Source organism: Corynebacterium argentoratense DSM 44202, from assembly GCF_000590555.1.
Classification (GTDB): Bacteria; Actinomycetota; Actinomycetes; order Mycobacteriales; family Mycobacteriaceae; genus Corynebacterium; species Corynebacterium argentoratense.
Genome location: NC_022198.1, coordinates 1018640 through 1041118, shown reverse-complemented (window position 1 = coordinate 1041118; position 22479 = coordinate 1018640). Strand labels below are relative to the sequence as shown.

18 protein-coding genes are annotated in these 22479 nt (G+C 57.9%); 6 read left to right on the top strand and 12 right to left on the bottom strand.

From position 1 onward, the window contains the following. Positions 1 to 43 precede the first annotated feature (43 nt). A complete protein-coding gene (secG, locus tag CARG_RS04980; RefSeq protein WP_020976313.1) occupies positions 44 to 277 on the top strand; it encodes a preprotein translocase subunit SecG in 234 nt (77 codons plus the stop codon). Positions 278 to 339: 62 nt separating this feature from the next. Here secG and CARG_RS04975 read toward each other — a convergent pair whose 3' ends face one another. The 7 genes from CARG_RS04975 to tkt all read right to left on the bottom strand — a co-directional run bounded on the left by CARG_RS04975 (position 340) and on the right by tkt (position 11424). Continuing rightward, entirely contained in the window at positions 340 to 1533 is a 1194-nt protein-coding gene (locus CARG_RS04975) for a glycosyltransferase 87 family protein (RefSeq protein WP_020976312.1), read from the bottom strand. Between the two features lie 12 nt (positions 1534 to 1545). Then, the gene (locus CARG_RS04970) at positions 1546 to 4089 is read right to left on the bottom strand and encodes an ABC transporter permease (protein WP_020976311.1); all 2544 of its coding nucleotides are present in this window, start codon (positions 4087 to 4089) and stop codon (positions 1546 to 1548) included. Further along, positions 4090 to 5601 (bottom strand): 6-phosphogluconolactonase, encoded by a 1512-nt coding sequence (gene pgl, locus CARG_RS10600; RefSeq protein ID WP_020976310.1) that lies wholly within the window; start codon positions 5599 to 5601, stop codon positions 4090 to 4092. Between the two features lie 67 nt (positions 5602 to 5668). Next, a complete protein-coding gene (locus CARG_RS04960) occupies positions 5669 to 6619 on the bottom strand; it encodes a glucose-6-phosphate dehydrogenase assembly protein OpcA (RefSeq protein WP_020976309.1) in 951 nt (316 codons plus the stop codon). 27 nt (positions 6620 to 6646) lie between these two features. Continuing rightward, positions 6647 to 8206 carry a glucose-6-phosphate dehydrogenase gene (gene zwf / locus CARG_RS04955; protein ID WP_020976308.1) on the bottom strand — a complete coding sequence of 520 codons (1560 nt, stop codon included), beginning with the start codon at positions 8204 to 8206 and terminating at the stop codon, positions 6647 to 6649. 39 nt (positions 8207 to 8245) lie between these two features. Next, on the bottom strand, positions 8246 to 9337 hold the full coding sequence (gene tal / locus CARG_RS04950) for a transaldolase (RefSeq protein WP_020976307.1): 1092 nt from the start codon (positions 9335 to 9337) through the stop codon (positions 8246 to 8248). Beyond that, positions 9334 to 11424, bottom strand: a complete 2091-nt coding sequence (gene tkt, locus CARG_RS04945) for a transketolase (RefSeq protein WP_052331965.1) — start codon at positions 11422 to 11424, stop codon at positions 9334 to 9336. Before tkt ends, tal begins: the two co-directional genes overlap by 4 nt. A 235-nt stretch (positions 11425 to 11659) precedes the next feature. Here tkt and CARG_RS04940 point away from each other — a divergent pair, with 235 nt between their 5' ends. Continuing rightward, complete coding sequence (locus CARG_RS04940) at positions 11660 to 12577, top strand: heme o synthase (RefSeq protein ID WP_081761612.1); 918 nt, start codon at positions 11660 to 11662, stop codon at positions 12575 to 12577. 35 nt (positions 12578 to 12612) lie between these two features. On the opposite strand, the gene CARG_RS04935 is transcribed toward CARG_RS04940, so the two are convergent. The 5 genes from CARG_RS04935 to mptB form a co-directional block, all read right to left on the bottom strand. Beyond that, positions 12613 to 13578, bottom strand: coding sequence for a quinone oxidoreductase family protein (locus CARG_RS04935; protein WP_020976304.1), 966 nt, complete (start codon positions 13576 to 13578; stop codon positions 12613 to 12615). Positions 13579 to 13596: 18 nt separating this feature from the next. Next, positions 13597 to 14565, bottom strand: a complete 969-nt coding sequence (locus CARG_RS04930; RefSeq protein WP_041747466.1) for a COX15/CtaA family protein — start codon at positions 14563 to 14565, stop codon at positions 13597 to 13599. 66 nt (positions 14566 to 14631) lie between these two features. Further along, the gene (locus tag CARG_RS04925; protein ID WP_041746993.1) at positions 14632 to 15411 is read right to left on the bottom strand and encodes an ABC transporter permease; all 780 of its coding nucleotides are present in this window, start codon (positions 15409 to 15411) and stop codon (positions 14632 to 14634) included. A gap of 3 nt (positions 15412 to 15414) precedes the next feature. Further along, complete coding sequence (locus CARG_RS04920) at positions 15415 to 16389, bottom strand: ABC transporter ATP-binding protein (RefSeq protein WP_041747465.1); 975 nt, start codon at positions 16387 to 16389, stop codon at positions 15415 to 15417. 20 nt (positions 16390 to 16409) lie between these two features. Then, positions 16410 to 18083, bottom strand: coding sequence for a polyprenol phosphomannose-dependent alpha 1,6 mannosyltransferase MptB (gene mptB / locus CARG_RS04915; RefSeq protein ID WP_020976300.1), 1674 nt, complete (start codon positions 18081 to 18083; stop codon positions 16410 to 16412). 168 nt (positions 18084 to 18251) lie between these two features. Between mptB and CARG_RS04910 the strand changes: the two genes are divergently transcribed. The 4 genes from CARG_RS04910 to sufC all read left to right on the top strand — a co-directional run bounded on the left by CARG_RS04910 (position 18252) and on the right by sufC (position 22479). Continuing rightward, on the top strand, positions 18252 to 19025 hold the full coding sequence (locus CARG_RS04910) for a helix-turn-helix transcriptional regulator (RefSeq protein WP_390886788.1): 774 nt from the start codon (positions 18252 to 18254) through the stop codon (positions 19023 to 19025). Positions 19026 to 19046: 21 nt separating this feature from the next. Further along, a complete protein-coding gene (gene sufB, locus CARG_RS04905) occupies positions 19047 to 20486 on the top strand; it encodes a Fe-S cluster assembly protein SufB (RefSeq protein ID WP_020976298.1) in 1440 nt (479 codons plus the stop codon). A 5-nt stretch (positions 20487 to 20491) separates the two neighbouring features. Further along, positions 20492 to 21658, top strand: coding sequence for a Fe-S cluster assembly protein SufD (gene sufD / locus CARG_RS04900; RefSeq protein WP_020976297.1), 1167 nt, complete (start codon positions 20492 to 20494; stop codon positions 21656 to 21658). A 65-nt stretch (positions 21659 to 21723) separates the two neighbouring features. Beyond that, entirely contained in the window at positions 21724 to 22479 is a 756-nt protein-coding gene (gene sufC / locus CARG_RS04895) for a Fe-S cluster assembly ATPase SufC (RefSeq protein ID WP_020976296.1), read from the top strand.

Sequence of the window (22479 nt, the reverse complement as noted above, 5' to 3'; positions counted from 1 at the left end):
AAGTCCGATTTTTACTCGCAGAGATAAGCAGGTTTTAATTTTTATGGCACTGACTCTTCAGATCATCCTCGTCGTGTCTAGCCTCGCTATGACCATGTTCGTCCTTCTTCACAAGGGCAAAGGCGGCGGCCTGTCTAGCCTCTTCGGCGGCGGTGTCCAGTCCAACCTCTCGGGTTCAACTGTGGTTGAGAAAAACCTTGACCGCATGACGATTATCATGGCGATCATCTGGATTGCCTGCATCATCGGCCTGAATCTTCTCCAAGCATACGCCTAATCCGCAGCCTCAAAATTAATGCCTCTACCAGGAGTTCCTGGTAGAGGCATTCTTTTTATTAGCTACACGGTGGCGGCAACTGGCTGCTGCGGTGGGGGAGTAAGCACCATACCGCGGCGCACCAACAAAGCACAGCACACCAAAGCAATAATCGCAGTAACCCCTTGGATATCTCCAAGTGCGCTGAGAACAGGGTTTGAGGAAAAACCACGGTCCGGATCAGCCAACCAGTTGGGGCCAGCGCCCTGTATGACAAGCAGCAACACACACCACCACTTGTACTCAAAGCCGCGAGCGAACTGAACAGCAACCAGGGGAACGAGTACGCTCATGATCGCCCAGTGGTGGGTAACCGCGTACGGCTGCGCTGTGCACACCAACAACGCAAACACGAATAGAACCCCCAGCTGATCACCGCGCTTGGTCAAAACAACCAAGGCGTACAGTGCGATAATCAACACGATCGCAACGAGCACGGCCCACACACCCACAAACAGGGCAGTATCCGGGGTTAGACCATGGCGGCTGAGCAATCCCGTCAGAGCCTGATTGCGGAAAAAAGACTTGTCCCCGGCACGGTTGGTGTCCAGAACAACTTCCGTCCAAAACAGACGACTATCCGAGGGTCGGGCCGCGAAACCGATAACGATGGTTGCTGCCAGAGTAACGATGGCGCGCAGGATGCTCGCGACGTCTTTGCGCAAAGCAAGAATTAACAGGAAAGCGAGGGGAGTGATCTTGATGCCTGCGGCGATACCGATCAGCACACCGCGGAAGCGACGCGGCGTCATTCCTGCCAAATCCGCAACAACCAAAGCGACCAAAACGATATCAACCTGGCCGAAAAACAAGCCGTTGCGAATCGGCTCGATCCACAGACCGATGCCGAGCAAGCACGCGGCCCAGCACCACGCGTGATCCTTGTCCACTCGGGCAAGGCGCAGGCCACCATAAATCGTCACAGCGACACTGAACGCCTCCACAGCAGCCCACGCAAGCTGCAAGGGTACAGCCCCGATCACGGACATCGGAGCCATCAGCAAGGCAGCAAAGGGGGGATAAATAAAAGCGAAGCCTGAGCGAGTGTGAAAGCCGTCGAATAGAGGCTCGTCACGGACGATGGCAAACCCTGCGTCCTGGAAGACCTGAAGATCCATCTGGAAGCCGTTGTACGCCATGTTCACGAGCATGCCCAGATACACAAGGCTGAAACCTAATCCGACACCAGCCAGTGTCGAATGCTTGTTAATGCTCACTGCACAACCCTTTTAGTCCGTGATCGCTTCAAGAGGTTTGGTGCGAGCTGCGCGTGTACCCGGAATAACAGCTGCTAGTACTCCAATAACACCCGACGCGACAATCATCCACGCCATATTGGCCCAAGGAACAATGATGCTATCGAGACCCTGGCCGGACAGGGTAGTGACGAAACACCAGCCGACGCCAAGACCAATTGCGGCGCCAACCAGCGCACCAAACACCGCGATATTAGCAGATTCGATGTAAATCATTCGTCTGATTTGACTGCGCAGCATACCCACCGCGCGCAGCATGCCGATCTCCTGTCGACGTTCGATCACACTCAAGGCAAGAGTATTGATAATGCCCAACACCGCAATGATCACAGACAGCCCCAGCAGCCCGTACAGGACGCTCAGCATTGTCGAGACAGTCTTAACAGATTCACCCTTGTATTCTTCCTTGTCCTGCACGTTAATGGTCATGTACGGCTTGGTCACGGCCTCGACTTCGGCGCGGACGGCAGAAGCATTAGCGCCTTCGTCCAATGTGAGGAACACCGAATTGACCGGTAGGTCTTCACCCGGCGCAATCTCCCGGGCGACGGCGGGACTGATATAGCCCTGGCCCAAAATGGGATTGTCTTTGAATACGCCACCGACACTGCGGGTCAGGCTGTTGTTAAGGTGAGCCAACTTCACATCGGAAATTCCGGCTGCTGTCAACGCATCCTTGACGGTCGTGTTGACCACCAGATCAGAAGTAAGTTGACCGGAGACTTTGTCCACCTCAATAGCCTGGGTGACATCCCCATCGATGATGGGCAACGTGGGTGGGCCAAACGGGCTGGCCAAAGACATATCCTCGGCGCTACCAGAAATCAACGCACCGGTAACGACGTCGCGGACACCGTCCACCTCGCGGACTTTATCGATGGCGTCGCCGGGGATCGAAAGGTTGCTGCCCTGAGGGGTGGTGAGCAGTAGCTCAGCCTTCAGCCCCGTGTCCAGCATGTCCGACAGGGAGGAACGCATCGTAGCACCCAACATGCCGATGGAGGACACCATCATCAAACCGAGCGTCAATGCAAAAGCAGTCGCGGCTGTCCGCCGGGGATTACGCCGCGCGTTGGTCGAGGCCAAGTGGCCAACGCGACGGAATGGAAGCCCCAAGACCCGTCCGATACCAGCGACGAAAGGAATAGACAATAGTGGCAAAATCAGCCAGGTTCCGATGATGATGGCCAGGGCTGCGACACCGATGGTGATCGACCGGAGCTTGACCTCGCCATCACTGTAGGCAGCCATAACGGAGGCAACGGCGCCGCCAACCACCAGCACACCACCGATAATGCTGCGCAGCAACAAGGAACGCACGCTGGTCTGCTCTTGCGAACGCATAGCCCGCACGGGATGAACCCGCCCAGCTGCGCGCGCAGGAGCCCACGCAGACACCACCGTCACCAAAGTACCCGCGACAAGCGGCGCGATAATGCCCTGCGGGGACAAAGACAAGCCCGCATCCGGCAAACCAAGAGACTTGGCCTCCATCAGCGCAGTCAAGGCCTTCACCAACCCCATGCCCGCGACAATGCCCAGCAGCGAACCAAACAGGCCAACAACCACGGCCTCAAACACCACTGAACGAGTAATCTGCTTACGCGAAATACCAATGGCACGTAGCAGCGCAAACTCGCGGTTACGCTGCGCCACAATCATCGCGAAGGTGTTGGAAATGATGAAGGTGCCAACGATCAACGCGATGCCCGCAAAGGCCCACAGGAAATAGTTGACGAAGCTCAGCGCTTTTTTGATCGTGTCAGTCAACTGCTCCGCCAACACCTTGGCGTCGGCGATTTTCTCATCGGGAAACATTTTCGCGACGTCATCACGAAAAGCCTTTGTGGCAGCCTCGTCGTGATCTTTGAGCTCAATGCTGACACTAGACACGTGGGTGCCATCAGTGAACTCACGGACAAAGTCAGACTCTGGGTAGAGCAAACTGCTCGAGCCGCCGGTCGACGTGGGGTAGTGGTAGATGCCGCTCACGGGCACCTTACTGCGCCCCTTCGGAGTGATCACGGTTAAGGTATCACCCGGTTTGATCCCGTTGAGCTCAGCAGTACGGTCATTGATAGCAACCTGACCGGCCTCGGGGTAGTTACCCTCCGTGAGCTCGAATTGCTTATTAGTCGCAGCCCCCGGAACAAAAGCCAAGGCCTCGGAGGGGGCACCACCGCTGCCTTCGAGGCGTTCACCCTTATCGTTACCGATAACCACCGTGACGTTTCTGGCGCTAACGGACACTGACTCCACCCGCGGGTCTTTACGCAGCTTCTCAGCCTCGGCATAGTCAATGCCGGCAGGATTTATGTCCTGCTGCACCACAACGTCGACATCATCAAACGCCGTCGACACGACGGATTCAAAACTGTGCTGCAACGTTGCAGTAAACATGGAAGAACCAGCGATAAAGGCGGTTCCCAACACCACCGACAACAGGGTTAGAAACAGACGAACCTTGTGGGCAGCGATGGTACGGAGAGAAATTGTGCGCATGGGAGAGGAAGCCATTTAGACCTCCTCAATCTTCGCCATGACCTTCAAAATGTCATCGACAGAGGGCTGCCGAATATCCTCAACCAACTGACCGTCCGCCAAGAAGACAACTCGGTCGGCGTAGCTCGCAGCTTTGGGGTCGTGGGTAACGATCACCACTGTCTGGCCAAGGTCATCCACAGCGGCGCGAAGGATACCTAGGACCTCGCTCGATGCATTCGAGTCGAGGTTTCCGGTCGGTTCGTCCCCAAAGATGATTTCTGGACGGGAAATCAAGGCGCGGGCCACCGCCACGCGCTGCTGCTGGCCACCCGACAATTCGTTCGGGCGGTGCTTGAGTCGCTTATCCAGCCCCAGCCGAGTGGTGACCTCTTCGAACCATTGCTCGTCGACCTTCCTGCCAGCAATATCCACCGGTAGGGTGATGTTCTCTGCGGCGGACAGGGTGGGCACCAAGTTGAAGGACTGGAACACAAACCCTAGGCGGTCCCTGCGGAGAGTAGTGATTTGCTTATCTTTGAGCGTCGACAAATCCGTATCGCCGATGTAGGTATGGCCCTCGGTAACGGAATCCAGCCCTGCCATGCAGTGCATCAGCGTGGACTTGCCAGATCCAGAAGGCCCCATGATGGCTGTGAACTCGCCCTTGTGGAACTCAATATTGACGCCGCCCAAGGCGGTCACAGCGGTATCGTCCTTGCCGTATCGTTTCACGACATTATCTGCACGTGCCGCGATGTCGGCCTTGGGCGCAGCATATTGGGCATCTTCGCTAATAAACACGGTGGTTTCGATCCTTCCTCGAGCTTCACCAACCGGCCACTGGTTGCGATCAGCACCCGCGATGGCCTGTGATGCAGCCTCCGCTTTTTGCGAACCGCTTATGAGCAACCACACATGATCGGCACTGTTGATAGCGGGGAAGGTCAAGGTCCCCCTGCATGCCGGTGGCTTAGGGGAGTCAGTAACAGCCATTGTCAAAGCGCCCTGCTCTTTGGTAGCAGCCGATCCCGGGAATAGTGAATTGATATGCCCCTCATGTCCCATTCCTAGAAGATGCAGATCGAATCCGTTGGGCGCGAACTCCAATAGGGTTTCCGCGTAGGCCACAGCGCGTTCCACGAGTTCTTCGGCGCTACCATCCAAACCCCAACCATGGATGTTGGACTCAGGGATATCAACGTGGTCGAGCAGTGCTTCCCGCGCCTGCCCCTCGTTGGATTCCGGGTCACTGACAGCAACATCGCGTTCGTCACCGAAAAATACCTGGACACGAGACCAATCGATGGAGGCGATAGGGAAGTTGTCTGCCTGCGCGCGCGACGCGGCGTCAAGCTCTGCGATGCGACGCAACGTTGCGATTCCCGCGGTACCGCCTGTGAACACGACGTTGAAAGACTCCTCCGGCGGGCGATTATCTAAGGTGCTGCACGCCAGTTCGACGAATTGCCGGGCAGCTGCATCAACAAGCTGATCGAGGTCTGCGAAAGTGCTGACCTGGGGGGCGGGGGCTTCGGTGGTGCTCATATGACTCACATGATCCTTCGGAAAATTTTAGAGGGCGGTAGCTGGTCGGCCGTTAGTCGGCTAGGTACTACTGGGCGCTGAACGTATCAACGTAACGAACGCGACTCAAGCCACGAAGCGCACGACCATAAGCCCGATCGGGGTCAAGGTGACGCAGCTCCTCGGCAAGGCAATCCGATTGCGAGCGTCGACTTAAAGCGACCAGCGCCGGAGGCCTGCCAGGCATCTGCACTGACAGTGTGGTGGCGTCTGCGACTTCGATGGTGATAGTTGAGGACGTGCGCATGATCTCCACCTTGGTGATGGCGATGCACGGGTTACCCTCATCATCAACAGGGATAGCCGGCTGGCCTGTAGATTCCCGAACAATGTTGACGCCCAGTCGATCAGCCAACCAGCCTGCAGCAAGATCAACGCTGGGGGAGTCCGCAGGGCCGAAAACGCGACCATCGATGATCTCCTCGTGTGGAGGCTGATCCATGGTGGCAGCCACGACTCCACGCCACGGGGTGATACGTGACCACGACATATCTGAGTCGCCCGGGGTGTAGTTGTTCCGACGCCGATAAATACTATCGACCGGTGGATCAAACAAAGCATCAGTGATGCGGCGCTGAGCGAGAGCACCGATCGGGTCGACCGCAGGGTCAATCGGTGCGGCAGCAGGCCACCACGCGACCACCGGGGTATCCGGCAGCAACAGTGGCCGCACCACAGCATCCAGATGCCGGGCGACGTCACCACGCAAATGCATCACCACTAGCTCGGAGGCCCCGGAGTCACCCCCCAGGTGGATGTCAGCGTCGACGCCGGCGGTCTCAGCCTCGGGGTCAGCAACCAGCATGAGTACACGCGAGGGGTGCTCACGGGAGGCATCATTGGTTGCTGTGATCAGGCAGTCGATATCGTCATCGGGGCTGCACACCACGATAAGGGTTAGGACGCGTCCTGTGGTCACCTGGGTGCCCAACTGCTTGGCGATCGCTGAAGAGTCAGTGTCTTCGAGGTGGATTAACATCGCTGTACTCCGTTAGCTAAAAGGTGACTATGGACGACGCCAGACGCGGCCTTCGCGGGCCATCATCCGGGTTGCTGATTCCGGACCCCACGTTCCTGCGGGGTATTGCTCGGGCTTCCCGCGCTGAGCCCAGTATTCGAGAATAGGATCCAGAATCGCCCAGGATAGTTCCACCTCTTCGTTTGTGGGGAACAAGGAGGCCTCGTCCAGCATGACGTCCAGGATCAACCGCTCGTAGGCCTCCGGGGACTCTTCGGTAAAGGCCTCAGAGTAGGAGAAATCCATGTTGACGTCGCGGACCTCCATCGTGGAGCCAGGCACCTTAGATCCAAAACGCATCAGCACGCCCTCGTCGGGTTGCACACGGATAACCACCGCATTGTTGGATGCTTCCTCCCCAGCCGACTCTTCGCTAAAGGGCGGATGAGGGGAGGGTTTGAACACAAGCGCGATCTCGGTGACTCGACGCCCCAAACGCTTACCTGTGCGCAGGTAGAACGGAACACCGTTCCAACGACGCGACTTAACCTGCAAGGTACAGGCCGCATATGTTTCCGTAGCGGACTCGGGGTCGAACCCTTCTTCCTCTCGAAGGCCCTGAACATAGTTCGAGCCTTGCCACCCCGCAGAATACTGGCCTCGGGCAGTGGTCTTCGCTAGGGGATAGACGGGGCTCGTAGCCCGAAGAACCTTGACCTTTTCTGCCTGGAGTTGCGCCGGAGTGAAGGCGATGGGTTCCTCCATCGCGATCAGGGCCAACAACTGCAGCAGGTGATTCTGGATGACGTCGCGGGCGGCACCGATACCGTCGTAATAACCTGCGCGTCCACCCAGGCCGATGTCCTCGGCCATGGTGATCTGCACGTGGTCAATGAATTGGTTGTTCCACAGGGGGTCAAACAACTGGTTAGCGAACCGCAGCACCATGATGTTCTGGACGGTCTCTTTACCTAGGTAATGGTCGATGCGGAAAACCGAGTCCTCCGGGAACACCTGGTTAACGATCTTATTGAGTGCCCGTGCGGATTCTTGATCGTGGCCAAAAGGCTTCTCGATGATGACGCGGCGCCAATGTTCCTCGGTAGCCTGCGCCATCCCCGAGCGATCCAACTGGTGGCATACGTCGGCAAAAAAGTCGGGCGGGACAGACAAGTAGAACGCCCAGTTACCGGCGGTGCCGCGGGTTTCATCGAGATACTGCAGCGTGCTTGCCAGGTTGTCGAACGCGGCGTCATCATCGAAGTTTCCCTTGCAGAACACCATCCCTTCCGTGAGTCGCTTCCACACGTTGTCCTGGAACTCGGTACGAGCACCTGCCTTGACGGCATCGAGCACGTAGTCCTGAAACTCTTCATTGCTCCAATCGCGGCGACCGTAACCCACCAAGCAGAAACCTGGGGGCAAGAGGCCACGATGGGCAAGATCGTAAATAGCCGGAAGCAGCTTTTTACGCGCCAGATCACCTGTTACGCCAAAAATAACCATCCCGCACGGGCCAGCGATGCGGGGCAGTCGTTTGTCATCAGAGTCTCTCAGCGGGTTGAACCACGGAGCGCTATCTTGAGCACCAGTAAGAGAATTACTCACGGATTTGTCTGTTTCTTTCGATCGACTGTGTTAACTGCGTTAGAGGCGCTGTTCAATGGTGTCGAGTAGTTGCTGCCAACTGTCAACAAATTTCTCCACGCCTTCGCGCTCGAGGACGGCAAAAACATCATCGAGGTCAACGCCGACCGCGCGCAACTGCTGCATGACCTTGGCAGAATCATTGGAAACCAAGGTCTTACCGTGCAGATCATCTGCAGCGAGAACAGCATCGATGGTCGACTCCGGCATTGTGTTCACAGTATCCGGTCCGGCCAGTTCAGACACGTATAGTGTTGCTGGGTAATCGGGGTTCTTCACTCCGGTGGATGCCCACAAGGGCCGCTGGACGTTGGCTCCGCGAGGAAGATCACCCATCGCCTTTGCGCGGCTAAACAGTTCGCTAAATGCAGCGTAAGCCTGCTGAGCATTCGCAACACCAGCTTTACCGCGAAGCGCCAAGGCTTCCTCAGAACCAATTGCTTCCAGGCGACGGTCAATCTCCACATCCACGCGAGACACGAAGAACGACGCTACCGAGAAAATCTTGGACACATCCAAACCTGCGTCGTGCGCACGCCGAATTCCTTCAAGGTAGACATCAACCACTTCTCGGTAACGCTCAACCGAGAAAATCAGAGTGACGTTCACGCTGATTCCGTTGGCGAGAGCCTCCGTGATCGCCGGTAGGGACTGCTTGGTGGCGGGAATCTTAATCATCGCGTTGTCCCGACCAACGGCTTCCCACAGTTGCTTCGCCTGCCTCACAGTCGCCGCGGCGTCCTCGGCATAGCGGGGATCGACCTCGATGCTCACCCGACCGTCAACGCCAGCCGTGGCACGATGAACGGGAGCGAAAACATCGCACGCAGCCGCGACGTCATCAATAGCCATTGCAAACACGGCCTCGTCTGCAGCAGCACCGCGCTGCTTGAGCTGCGCAATTTGCTCATCGTAGGCGTCGGACTCCCCACCCATGGCTCCTGCAAAAATAGCAGGGTTGGTGGTGACACCCACAATGTTTTTACTGTCGATGAGCTTAGCGAGGTTGCCGCTGTTGATGCGGTCGCGAGACAAGTCATCAAGCCACGTTGACGTACCGAGTGCGGATAGTTGAGCGATCTGGTTGCTCATCGTGCGGCCTCCATGGATTCGCGAGCGGCGTCGACCACAGCCTGTGCGGTGATGCCGAACTTCTCAAACAATTCTTCAGCCGGCGCGGATGCACCGAAGTGCTCCAGTGATACCGGCACACCTGCATCACCCAGCCAGCGGTACCACGGCATAGCGATCCCGGCCTCGACAGAGACGCGGGCGCGGACAGTCGGAGGCAGGACCTCATCAATGTAGGACTGAGGCTGCTCCGCGAACCAGTCCATGCAAGGAACCGACACAACGCGGGCGCGAATACCGTCCTTAGAGAGCTCGGCTGCTGCCTCAACTGCGAGTTGTACCTCAGAGCCACTAGCCATCAGCACGACCTGCGGATCCTCCACATCAGCCAGGATGTAGGCACCTCGGGTAACACCCTCGAAAGCCTTTTCCTTTGTACCTTCCAGCACGGGAACGTTCTGGCGGGTCAAGGCCAAGCCCTTCGGCCCCTCCCGGTATTCCAGAGCAGCCTTCCATGCGGCTGCGGTCTCGTTAGCATCGGCAGGGCGCAGCAGGGATACGCCGGGGATAGCGCGCAGTGCGGCAAGCTGCTCGATCGGCTGGTGGGTCGGGCCATCCTCACCCAAGCCGATGGAGTCGTGGGTCCAGACGTAATAAGCATCGGTACCCATCAGTGCGGCCAAACGCACAGCTGGACGCATGTACTCGGAGAAGATCAGGAAGGTTCCGCCGTACATACGGGTCGGGCCGTGCAGGGCAGCACCGTTAATGATTGCGCCCATTGCGTGCTCACGGATGCCATAGTGAACATTGCGTCCGTACGGCGAAGTAGTCCAGGTGTCCGTCGTGATCTCCTCGGGGCCGAAGGAATCAGCACCCTTGATGACGGTGTTGTTGGAACCAGCGAGGTCCGCAGAGCCTCCCCACAGCTCGGGGAGAGCCGCTGCTGCGGCTTGGATGACGGCCTCTGATGCCTTGCGGGTGGCCATGCCCTTGGGGTCCGCATCCCAGGTGGGCAACGAGTCTGCCCAATCCTGCGGCAATTCACGTGCGGTCGCGCGCTCGAGAAGCGCCTTGCGTTCCGGATTAGCTTTAGCCCACTGGTCAAAACGCTGTTGCCACTGGGAGTAGCGTTCAGCGCCACGCTCACGAAGCGCACGGGTGTGCTTGAGAACTTCATCGGACACTGCGAAATCGACTTCGGGATCAAACCCCAGGAACTGCTTGGCGCTAGCGATCTGCTCCGCTCCAAGTGCTGCGCCGTGAACCGAGCCGGTGTTCATCCGCGGGGCAGGGTAGCCGATCACGGTGCGCAAACGAATGAAAGTGGGGCGCGGGTCGGACTGAGCCTTGGCTACAGCCTCGAGAATGCCCTCGACGTTTTCACCGCCATCGACTTCCAGGGTCTGCCAACCGTAGGCCTTGTATCGCGCGACGACATCCTCAGTGAAGGCGATGCGGGTATCTTCTTCAATGGAAATGCGGTTGTCGTCCCAGAAGACAATCAAATTGCCCAGCTGCTGGGTTCCAGCGAGGGAGCACGCCTCTGCGGTGACGCCCTCTTGAACATCGCCATCAGAGCAGATCACGTAGATGAAGTGATCGAACAGGGACTTGCCAGCGGGAGCCTCCGGATCGAATAGTCCGCGCTCGCGGCGTGCGGCCATCGCCATACCGACGGCAGAAGCCAAGCCTTGGCCCAGCGGGCCGGTGGTGATTTCGACACCATCGGTGTGACGGTACTCAGGGTGACCGGGGGTGAGGGCGCCCCAGGTACGCAAAGCTTTAAGGTCATCAAGTTCAAGGCCATAGCCGCCAAAGAACAACTGGATGTACTGCGTCAGGGAAGAGTGGCCGCAGGACAGCACGAAACGGTCGCGCCCCATCCACTCCGGGTGAGCCGGATCGACGTTCATTACCTTCTGGTACAAGGTGTAGGCCAGAGGTGCAAGGCTCATCGCAGTGCCGGGGTGGCCGGAGCCACATTTTTGAACTGCGTCTGCAGCAAGCAGGCGGGCGGTATCAACAGCCTTCGAATCAACTGGGGACCAATCGGAAGGATATGAGGGCTTCAGGAGACCCTGCAGGTCAGCGGGAAGCTGATCGATAATATCCTGGGCGTTATGGGTGGTTTTATCGCTCACTATGGGTGGCTCCCTCGATCAAATTGGGCGTGACTTTTACTCGGCCCAGCTTAGCAGCCGCAGCCGTACGCCGCCCCACGAGTACAGTGTGCAGGACCACTGTCATAGCCCCGTCGTAGTGTCTGAGTCGATATAAGCAACACAAACGGCTAGCATGTCCTAGTTAGCACTTGTAACCACGAACCGCACCGACCGTGCGCTGGAGGAAAATCCCTTGGAGACAATCAAGGCCTATTTTGCGCTCACGAAGCCTAGGGTCATTGAGCTGCTCCTGGTCGCCACATTCCCAGCAATGCTGCAGGCCGACCGCGGCGAAAACCACATCGCTCTCATCTTGCTGACCGTGATCGGCGGGTGGATGGGCGCTGCTGCTGCGAACACCTTCAACATGATCGCCGATTCCGACATCGACAAGGTGATGAAGCGCACCGAACGGCGACCACTAGCCAAGCACACGGTATCCAACCGAAACGCCACCATTTTCGCGTGGTCGTTGACCGTCATTAGTTTCTTCTGGCTTTGGCTGTTGTGCCATTCGCTGCTTGCTGCACTGTTCGTCATGGCGACCATAGCCTTCTACATCTTCGTCTACACTAAGTGGCTTAAGCGCTCGACGCCAATGAATGTCGTCTGGGGCGGCGCTGCTGGATGTATGCCCGTGATGGTCGGTTGGGCAGTCATCGTGGACAACCTACCTGCGGGACAGCCCCACAACTGGTGGCAAGCCATCGTACTGTTCCTCATCATCTTCTTCTGGACGCCGCCGCACACCTGGGCTCTAGCGATGCGCTACCGCGAAGACTATGAAGCCGCAGGGGTTCCAATGATGCCCGTGGTGAAAAAGCCCCTCGAGGTCACCAAACAAATTATCGCGTACACGGTGGCGACCGTCCTCACCACCTTTGCTCTGCTGCCGGCTGCCGGTTGGCTTTACGCAGTGGTGGCTGTCGCTGCTGGAATCTGGTTTACCTGGCTAGCAATCAGCCTTCACCAGGGCGTCAAAAAAGGCGTAGAGGTTCGCCCCATGCGCCTCTTCATCATGTCGAACAACTACTTGTCAGCCGTGTTCCTAGCGCTGTCCGTTGACGCCCTGCTAGGCCTACCCACCCTGATCTAAAACCCAGGCAGGTAGGCCCCGCCTCACAACGGCAATTACTTAGACACCCTCAACACAACCGAACCTGTGGTGCGGCGCTGTTCCAGCTCACGGTGAGCCACCGCGGCGTCATCAAGATCAAACTCGGCCCCCACTCGCACGTCTAAAGTGCCATCGACAATCATTTGCACGACAGCTTGGCCACGATAAGCGAACTCGCCAGGCTCGCTAGTCCACGCTCCGATGCTGGGGCGGGTGAGGAAAATGGAGCCATGTGCATTCAACTCCTGCGGATCCAGAGGCTCTACCGGCCCGGAAGCAGCACCGAACAAACACACAGTGCCACGTGTGCGCACAGCATCAAGGGAGTGCTGGAAGGTATCCTTACCCACCCCGTCGTAGACAATATCCACGCCGCGGCGATCAGTCAGCGCACGAACGCGGTCCGCAAGGTCGTCGCCGTAGCGCAGAACATGATCCGCACCAGCTTCGCGCGCTAGGGCCTCCTTATCGTCGGTGGACACTACTGAAATCACGCGTGCGCCACGTGCCTTCGCCATCTGTGTGGCCAGCAAACCAACGCCACCGGCGCCAGCAGTCAGCAAGCAGATCTGGCCTTCCTGCAAAGGAAACACCCCATCAGTCAGGTAGTGCGCAGTAATGCCCTGAAGCAACATTGACGCCGCGACCTCAGGCTTTACCTGCTCTGGTACGGCCACCAAGCGATCACGGGGGACACACACCTGCTCCGCATAGGAACCGAACGCGTCACACCAGGCCACAAGCGTTCCCTCGGCGATCTCGCCCCGAGGATCATGAAGTACCCGACCCGTGCCCTCAAACCCGGGGGTCAGTGGAAGTTCATGGGGATAGACGCCTTCGCGGAAATACACGTCAATAAAATTCACCCCGGCGACGTCGACGGCCACAAGAACCTCCGAGTCACTCGGGGTGGGGGCATTAACTTCTGACGGGACCAGAACCTCTGGTCCACCATGCTTGGAAACAACGATAGCCTTCATGGCTACCCAGACTAGCGCCTAAGCCACACGCCTGCGGCCAAACGCGAAAACAAAACCGGTGTAGGCAGTCACCACGCCGGACAAACCCACGTGGAAGGGGACAGTCCACCGAGGAACGCCCCAACGGTACTGGATAATTCCGATGGCTGCCTGCACGACGATGAAGGCAATGAGCACGCAACCGTAGCGCAGGGCATGGCGGGCGGCCTCGGGGTTATCACCCAGCACGGATCCCTTGATCGCTGCCACCGCGTACAAAGCAACAATCAAGCCGATTGTCAGGCCGAGGTAGAGGTACATGAAGTGGGCGTGAACGTGCGCGATCTCAGCAAGATCAATAGCTAAGCGTGAGCTTTCAGTAACGTCCACATCGCCTGCATGTTGTCCCGCGCCCGTCACCATTGTGCCTGTCGCCAGCACCAAAGCCAATGACGCCGCGGAGCCTACAGCCAACCAGCGTAGAGGTTCGGGGAAGAAGGCGACGCGGTGGCCGTCATCAGGTTCTTGCACGCGCACCCATGCGACCGCAGCAGCCCATACCAGGATCATCGAGGGCAGGAAGTGCATAGCCACCGACCACCACTGGAGTTTAAGCAACACCGACATCGCACCCAACAAGGCTTGAATGACCACGCCAACGAACTGGAACACGGCGTGGTAGCGCAACTCGCGGCGGCGCCCACCAGCGAATACCGCGTACCAGAATGCGATTGCGCCGGCGGCAACAACAAAGGTTAGTAGACGATTACCCCACTCAATTGCTTGGTGAAGCCAGGGTGCGGCCCCGGCAACGGGAACCAGGGAACCTGGGTGGCAATTCGGCCAGGACACACAGCCCAAACCAGACCCCGTCACGCGCACAAGTGAACCGGTGAATACGAGTCCGGCTTGGAAGACAAGCAGCACCATCGCTGCCCTCATCTGCCCCTTCTGGCTACGCAAAGAAGACAAAAAACGCTGGACAAACTGGGGTTTTTTATCAGTCACGTTAAACAGCATAGACGCAGGCACACCCTCAAAGCAGCCAAGGACACCCCAGCTACAAGAAGAAATCTATGTGAATTTAAACAATCGGGTAGCAGCGACCGATCCGACCAGCGCCCATGCACCGATGATCACGCATTCAGCCACTGGAACATGCCCCGCGAAAGCGGACTCGAGGCCTTCGGCAAGAGCCACGCTAGGAACAAGCTCAAGCCATAGCGGGGGAGTAGCCCCCAGGCGAATAGTCGCATAAGAAGCAATGCCGACGAATAAGAACCACAGCAGGTTGCCGAACGCAAGCACAAACTCTGAGCCGAGGGTACCGCCCAGAAGCAAACCGAGTGCGCAGAAAGCTGCGACGCCCAGAATCAAGACCACCGCAGCCAACGCGACGTCAACAGGCGCGGCGCGCCATCCTAGCACCACGGCAGTCACACCCAAGATGAGGGTCTGTACCGCAGCAACGGCAAGCACAGCCGCAACTTTGCCCGCGATGATGGTCCACGGGGGAACACCGGAGGCGCCGATGCGTTTAAGCGCACCATAACGACGGTCAAAGGCCACCGCGATGGCCTGTCCCGTGAAACCCGAACTCATGGCAGAAATCGCCAAGGTCAAGGGGAAAACAACGTCCAAACCCATTTCCACCACGTCAAAAACGGTGAGGGTCACAAGAGATACAAAGGGGATTACCAGGCTGAGCAGTTGTTGCTCTCCGTGGCGTAGAAAAAGTTTCGATTCGATAGCCGTCTGCGCCCGCACCATAGAGGCTGTGGAAGCCCTTCGAGGGTCGGGTGCGAAAGAAACATTGTCGAAGCGACCGCTACCGTGCGTTATGGGGGTAGTCATGGTCTAGTTCCTCATCTCTCGCCCGGTGATGGACAAAAATACATCTTCAAGAGACTGTTGATCGGTGTCTAAGTGACGGATTAAGCAACCTTGCTCGGCAGCGGCATGGGCAATCGAAGCAATTAATTCTGGGGTTATGTCTGTGCTGCATTCCACGCGGTAGTTCGAAGGCCGAACCGCACCAAGGGATACTCCGGGTACGGCGCGTTCGAAAGCCGCAGCGTCGAGCGGGGTGGTCGTTTCCAGGGAGACAATGCTGCCAGCCCCCTGCGCACGCAACTGCGCTGGAGTGCCTTGTGCAACAACTCGACCTTGGTCGATGATGACAACATGGTCGGCGAGCGCTTCGGCCTCGTCCATGAGGTGTGTCGTCAACACTATGGTGACGCCATCTTCCCGCAGCCTGGACATTAATTCCCAGACCGCCAGTCGCGATTGCGCATCCATACCTGCCGTGGGTTCATCGAGAAATACGAGTTCCGGTCGACCCACAAGCGCGCAGGCTAGAGACAGGCGTTGCTGCTGGCCCCCAGAAAGCCTTCGGAAAGAGGTTTTGGCGTGCGCGGATAGCCCTACGGCATCCAGCAGCCATTGTTCATCCAGCGGGTTAGCGCTGTAGGAGGCCACCAGGTGAAGCATTTCAGCGACCCTAATACCCGGGTAGGCGCCGCCACCTTGCAGCATAATGCCGATGCGGCGGCGAACTTCATTGGCCTGTGTACTTGGATCGAGGCCGAGCACACGGATCTGGCCAGAGGTGGGTTTGCTGAACCCTTCGCACATCTCGATGGTGGTTGTTTTGCCAGCTCCGTTGGGGCCTAGCAGTGCTAGGACTGAGGCTGGGGGAAGGCTGAGGGACAGTCCATCCACCGCCGTGAAGTCACCAAATCGCTTAACGACGTCGCGTAGCTCTAGGGCCGCAGGGCGTTGTGCCGTTGCTGGTTGAGAGGCCTGTAAGGCTGCGGTGGATATAGGCATGTCAGTCACGACAGACCAGTTTAGGCCAGGATCTTGCGAAACAGCCACCAGGCGCACAGCATAAAGCTGAGGTACACCAGAAGCGCACCGAGATAGATGCTCAATACGGTGCCGGGTTGGAGCGCCAAACCTCTGGGGAGGACGAAGAAGCTCATTAAAGCCGAGTAGACAATAACGGGGATGCGGAACACCGGCCGGTTCGCCCATGCGGCAAGCGGAACCACTGCCCACAGCACGTACCAGGGGTGGACTACGGGGAACAGTACAACGAGGACCAGCGTGGACACGCCGAGACCGCCCAGGGGGTGGATTCTTCCGAGGTAGGTCGCAATAAGTAGTCGGAGGGTCAGCGCCGCCCCGACAGCCATGCCCACGCCTCGGGTGAAAATTGCGATGCTATCAATGTGGTCCCCGAGGCCGAGGTGCATTCCCAAGGTTCCGGCCCCCACGGCGGCGTTGGTTGTCATCGACATCCAGCTGCGGATGGTTGCAGCACCGCCCTGGCCACTAATCCACCCGGTCCCAATGCCCGTCACACCGGTAACCAGAGCCACTGAAGCAACCAAGCACACAGCCTCGAATACGGCAGCGCCAGACAAGGCCAGCCATTGCGGTACGTCACGGGCACGTAACACGCGGGCGACGGCCATCCCAAGGAATCCGAGCCCAATGAAGCCGGTGACTTTGACCATTCCGCCGCATGAAATCAGTGCCGAGCCGCACACGAGCCAGAGCACAGCGTTGCGCCGAAGACCCATTTTGAGGTGGTCGATGCCACGCAACCCACATTCCAAACCAGCGAGTGCGCACCCGAGCATGATGGTCTCATTGTGCACACCGCCAACCAGGTGTAGGAGCGCTAGCGGGTTGAGAATGGCCAACCACAAAGTAGCCTGAGCGCTGACGGCACAGCGCTTTGCTAACCGGGTCAATGCCCACGCGGTGACAACCATCGCGACGATGGACACCAATCGGTGGACGAACACCGCGGCCACAATGTGATCATGTGTTACCCGAGATATTGCTTCGGCGATGCCAAGAGCCACGGGCCCGTAGGGGGAACCGGAGTGGGCCCAAATGTAAGGCACCGAGCGAACGAGCGGGTTATCTACAGCCAATAGGTCGGCGGGGCCTCCTGAGTAGGGGTCTAGGCCCTGAGCTGCTATTGAGCCCTGGGCCAAATATGAATAAACATCCTGGCTGAACAATGGCGCTGTAAGAATAATTGGCGCCACCCACGTGATAAACGTTCTTTTGACTAATGACTTCGATGCGCGAGGGCGAATCTTGTCTGCGGTCGTCAACGCCACACCTACGAAAGGAATGGCCAGCAACCATGCTGTCACCAGGAACCCGACGCCGACCATGGTCACCATGGATGAGGTTTGCAGCAGCCGACCCATGATGCTCCCTCCGGGGAACCTCCAGTACCTGTTGTCAACGACAGGTAACGCCCCTGCTCCCAGCCCACCAAGCCCAATCAGCAAGGCGCCGACGGTACCCAACCAGCGCAAAATGTTGAAGCGAACAGTTTCTGCGATGGTGAGGTCCCGGTAGCCTCGCGTAGGAGGTGTTGTGGGAGCCGCAGGTCGGTTTTCCACGTGCAGCGTGGAGGTCTTCGAACCCAAGGCTCCCAATGAGGGGAGGTCGCGTTGAAGATAGCGCCAGGCGCGCTGCAGGGGGGAATTGCTCACCCGCACTAGTGTATAGAATTTCGCTCTCAACTGGGCAATTGGCGCGAAATAAAGAATTAAGGAACACTGGTGTTGTCTAATTTTCCGATACCGTCCCCCGACGGGTTTTCACACCTTGAGCATTGAGGATCTTTGAAGCAGGTGAATACGAGCGCGAACAACGCGAACATGCAGGGCGACAGCATGGGTAGTACCCATGTTTCCTCGTCCGCTTCGGCGCACACCAACACCCGCAGTCAAATCCTCCTCCTGTTGCTCCATGGTGGCCCTTTGAGCGCGGCGGACATCGGAAATGAACTCGGCTTTTCGGCCGCAGGTGTCCGTCGCCACCTGGACAACCTTGTTGACGAAGGCTCTGCAGAATTCTTCCACCCACGGGCCCCACACGGTGGGGTCGGCCGTAGCCGCGGCAGGGGTCGACCTGCAAAGCTTTTTAGACTGACCGATGCAGGGCGAGCCCACTTTGGTCACAACTACGATTCACTGGCGGCAGCGGCGTTGCGTTCGCTGCGTGAAGTCGGTGGATCTGACGCAATTTATGCCTTCGCTCGCAGCCGAGTGGAGGATATAGTGGGCGAGCTAGCCCACGACACCGCCCCGCATAGGGAGTCGACTTTGGCCACAGCCCGGGCCCTCGTCGACAAGTTCGCTGAGCATGGCTACGCAGCTTCGCTCGGCGACACCAACAACGGTGTGCAGTTATGCCAGCACCATTGTCCTATTTCGGCAGTGGCAGCGGAGTTCCCTGAGCTCTGCGAGGCCGAGCACGATGTGATTGCTGAACTGCTCGGCACGCACATTCAGCCTCTGGCTTCCATCGCGGGAGGCCATGGCATTTGTACGACGCACATCCCCTTGACAGTCGTTCACTCACGCGCTCGAGAGCACTGCTGTTCGGACGCTGAAGGCGACACCGTCACACATTCGGATACAAACACTTAACACACTTGAAAGGAGCGGACGATGACTCAGAGTCAAACAACTGTGGACGCGCCAAAAACTGACGAGGAAATTATCCAGTCAATTGGTGCATACAACTACGGCTGGCATGACCCAGACATCGCTGGTGCCTCCGCCCAACGAGGCCTCAACGCTCATGTCGTAGCTGACATTTCCGCCAAGAAGAACGAACCACAGTGGATGCTTGACACCCGTTTGAAGGCTCTGAGCATCTTCGATAAGAAGCCGCTACCCACCTGGGGCGCCGACTTGTCGGACATCGATTTCGACAACATCAAATACTTCGTCCGCTCCACTGAGAAGCAGGCCACCAGCTGGGAAGAACTTCCCGAGGACATTAAAAACACCTACGACAAGTTGGGTATTCCGGAAGCTGAAAAGCAGCGCCTTGTCGCCGGTGTCGCAGCACAGTACGAGTCTGAGGTCGTGTACCACCAAATCCGCGAGGATTTGGAAGAAAAGGGCGTGATTTTTGTCGATACCGACACCGCGCTGCGCGAGCATGAGGAACTGTTCAAAGAGTACTTCGGTACGGTCATTCCCGCAGGTGACAACAAGTTCTCTGCACTGAATACCGCAGTGTGGTCTGGCGGCTCTTTCATTTACGTTCCTAAGGGTGTCCACGTCGACATTCCTCTTCAGGCGTACTTCCGCATTAACACCGAGAACATGGGTCAGTTCGAGCGCACCCTGATCATCGTTGACGAGGACGCCTACGTCCACTACGTCGAGGGCTGCACGGCGCCGATCTACAAGTCTGATTCTTTGCACTCCGCCGTGGTGGAGATCATTGTGAAGAAGGGCGGTCGCTGCCGCTACACGACCATCCAGAACTGGTCGAATAACGTCTACAACTTGGTGACTAAGCGTACCAAGTGCGAAGAGGGCGCCACCATGGAGTGGGTCGATGGAAACATTGGTTCCAAGGTGACGATGAAGTACCCCGCTGTGTGGATGACTGGTCCGCATGCCAAGGGCGAGGTGCTGTCTGTTGCGATGGCCGGCGAAGGCCAATTCCAGGACACCGGCGCCAAGATGGTGCACATGGCACCGCACACTTCCTCGAATATTGTGTCGAAGTCGGTTGCGCGTGGTGGCGGTCGCGCCGCTTACCGCGGGTTGGTTCAGATCAACAAGGATGCCCACCACTCGACCTCGAACGTTGAGTGCGACGCCTTGCTGGTTGACAACATCTCACGTTCGGATACCTACCCATACAACGACATCCGCAACGATCACGTGTCTCTTGGCCACGAGGCTACTGTCTCTCAGGTGTCTGAAGATCAGCTGTTCTACCTAATGAGCCGAGGCATCCCCGAGGACGAAGCTATGGCGATGATCGTTCGTGGTTTCGTGGAGCCTATCGCTAAGGAGCTCCCAATGGAGTACGCGCTGGAACTCAACCGCCTGATTGAACTGCAGATGGAAGGATCGGTGGGCTAAGAACCATGCAGGAAACTGAAATCACCATGCCGGTGAAAAACGCCACGTACCACAACAACAAGGGTGACCTCTTCACCTCTTTCGACGTCCAAGATTTTGATGTGCCCAAGGGACGCGACGAGGTGTGGCGCTTTGTACCCCTGCGTTCCCTGCGCGGCCTTCATGATGGCACTTTTGCCGAAGCTGTCAGTCCTGACGTCGCGGTGGATGTTCCTGAAGGCGCCGACGTCACTGTCGAGCGCGTCTCGGTCGATGACGATCGGATTGGTCGTGCCGGCGGCGCGGTTGACCGCGTTGGTGCACAGGCGTGGACTGCTGCCGAGAAGGCAACGCTGGTGACCGTGAAGAAGAACGCGGTTGTCAACGAGCCCATCACCATTACTGTCACGGGGCGCGGGGACGGTGTGACCTCCTTTGGTGCACTAACCATTGACGTGGAGGAGGGCGCCGAGGCGTTCGTCAACCTTCATTTTGTTGGTTCCGGTACCCATGCTGACAACCACGAATACCTGGTGGGCGACAATGCTCGTCTGACCGTTGTTGTGCACGAGGATTGGAATGATGACGCCGTGCACCTCGCCGGCGAGAAGGCTGTCCTTGGCCGCGATTCTTACTTCCGCCACAATGTCGCCTGCTTCGGCGGGGAACTGGTGCGACTCGTTCCCTCTGTGCGCTTCACCGAGCCCGGTGGAGATGCGGAAATGCTCGGCGTGTACTTCGCCGATGCAGGGCAGTTCTTTGAACAGCGCCTGCTAGTGGACCACGCTGTCGCCAACTGCCGTTCCAACGTGATGTACAAGGGCGCGCTGCAAGGCGAGGGCGCCCGAACCTCTTGGGTGGGCGATGTCCTTATCCGCTCCAATGCGCAGGGCACCGACACCTACGAGGTCAACCGCAACCTTGTCCTCACCGAGGGTGCTCGCGCAGACGCTGTGCCCAACTTGGAGATCGAAACTGGCGAAATTGCTGGTGCTGGCCATGCCGCGACCGTTGGACGATTTGATGACGAGCAGCTGTTCTACCTGCTGTCGCGCGGTATCACTAGCGAGCAAGCCCGCCGACTTATCGTTCGTGGCTTCTTCTCTGAGGTCATTGGCCGCATCCCGGTGCCGGCCATACGCGATGCACTCGAAAGCCGAATTGCTGAAGAACTCGAACAAACGGAGCTGTAAACGCATTCGCGCTCAACGCAGCGCTAACGGATACATTCATTCACTGGGATCATAAGGAAACACACATGAGCACTCTCGAAATCAAAAACCTTCGCGCAAAGGTCGTCACCAACGACGACGAAGCAGGTAAAGAAATTCTCAAAGGCGTCAACCTCACCATCAACTCTGGTGAAACTCACGCCATTATGGGCCCCAACGGCTCCGGCAAATCCACCCTTTCGTACACCATCGCCGGCCACCCCAAGTATGAAGTGACCGAGGGTGAAGTCCTACTCGACGGCGAGAACCTTCTCGACATGGATGTCGATGAGCGTGCCCGTGCTGGTCTCTTCCTCGCTATGCAGTACCCCGTCGAGGTACCCGGCGTGTCCATGGCTAACTTCCTGCGCACAGCAGCATCCGGAATCCGTGGCGAAGCTCCCAAGCTCCGCGAATGGGTTAAGGAAGTTCGCGAAGCAATGGAGGAGCTTTCCATCGACAAGTCTTTCTCTGAGCGAAGCGTTAACGAAGGGTTCTCCGGTGGCGAGAAGAAGCGCCACGAGGTTTTGCAGCTTGGTCTCCTGAAGCCAAAGTTCGCCGTATTGGACGAGACCGACTCCGGTCTGGACGTCGACGCGCTCCGTGTCGTATCCGAGGGCATCAACCGTTACAAGGAACGCGAAAACGGAGGCATTTTGATGATCACCCACTACAAGCGCATCCTTAACTACGTCCACCCCGACTTTGTCCACGTGTTTGCCGACGGCAAGATCGTCACCTCTGGTGGCCCCGAACTTGCTGACGAACTCGAGGCACACGGTTACGATCGCTTCATCAAGTAG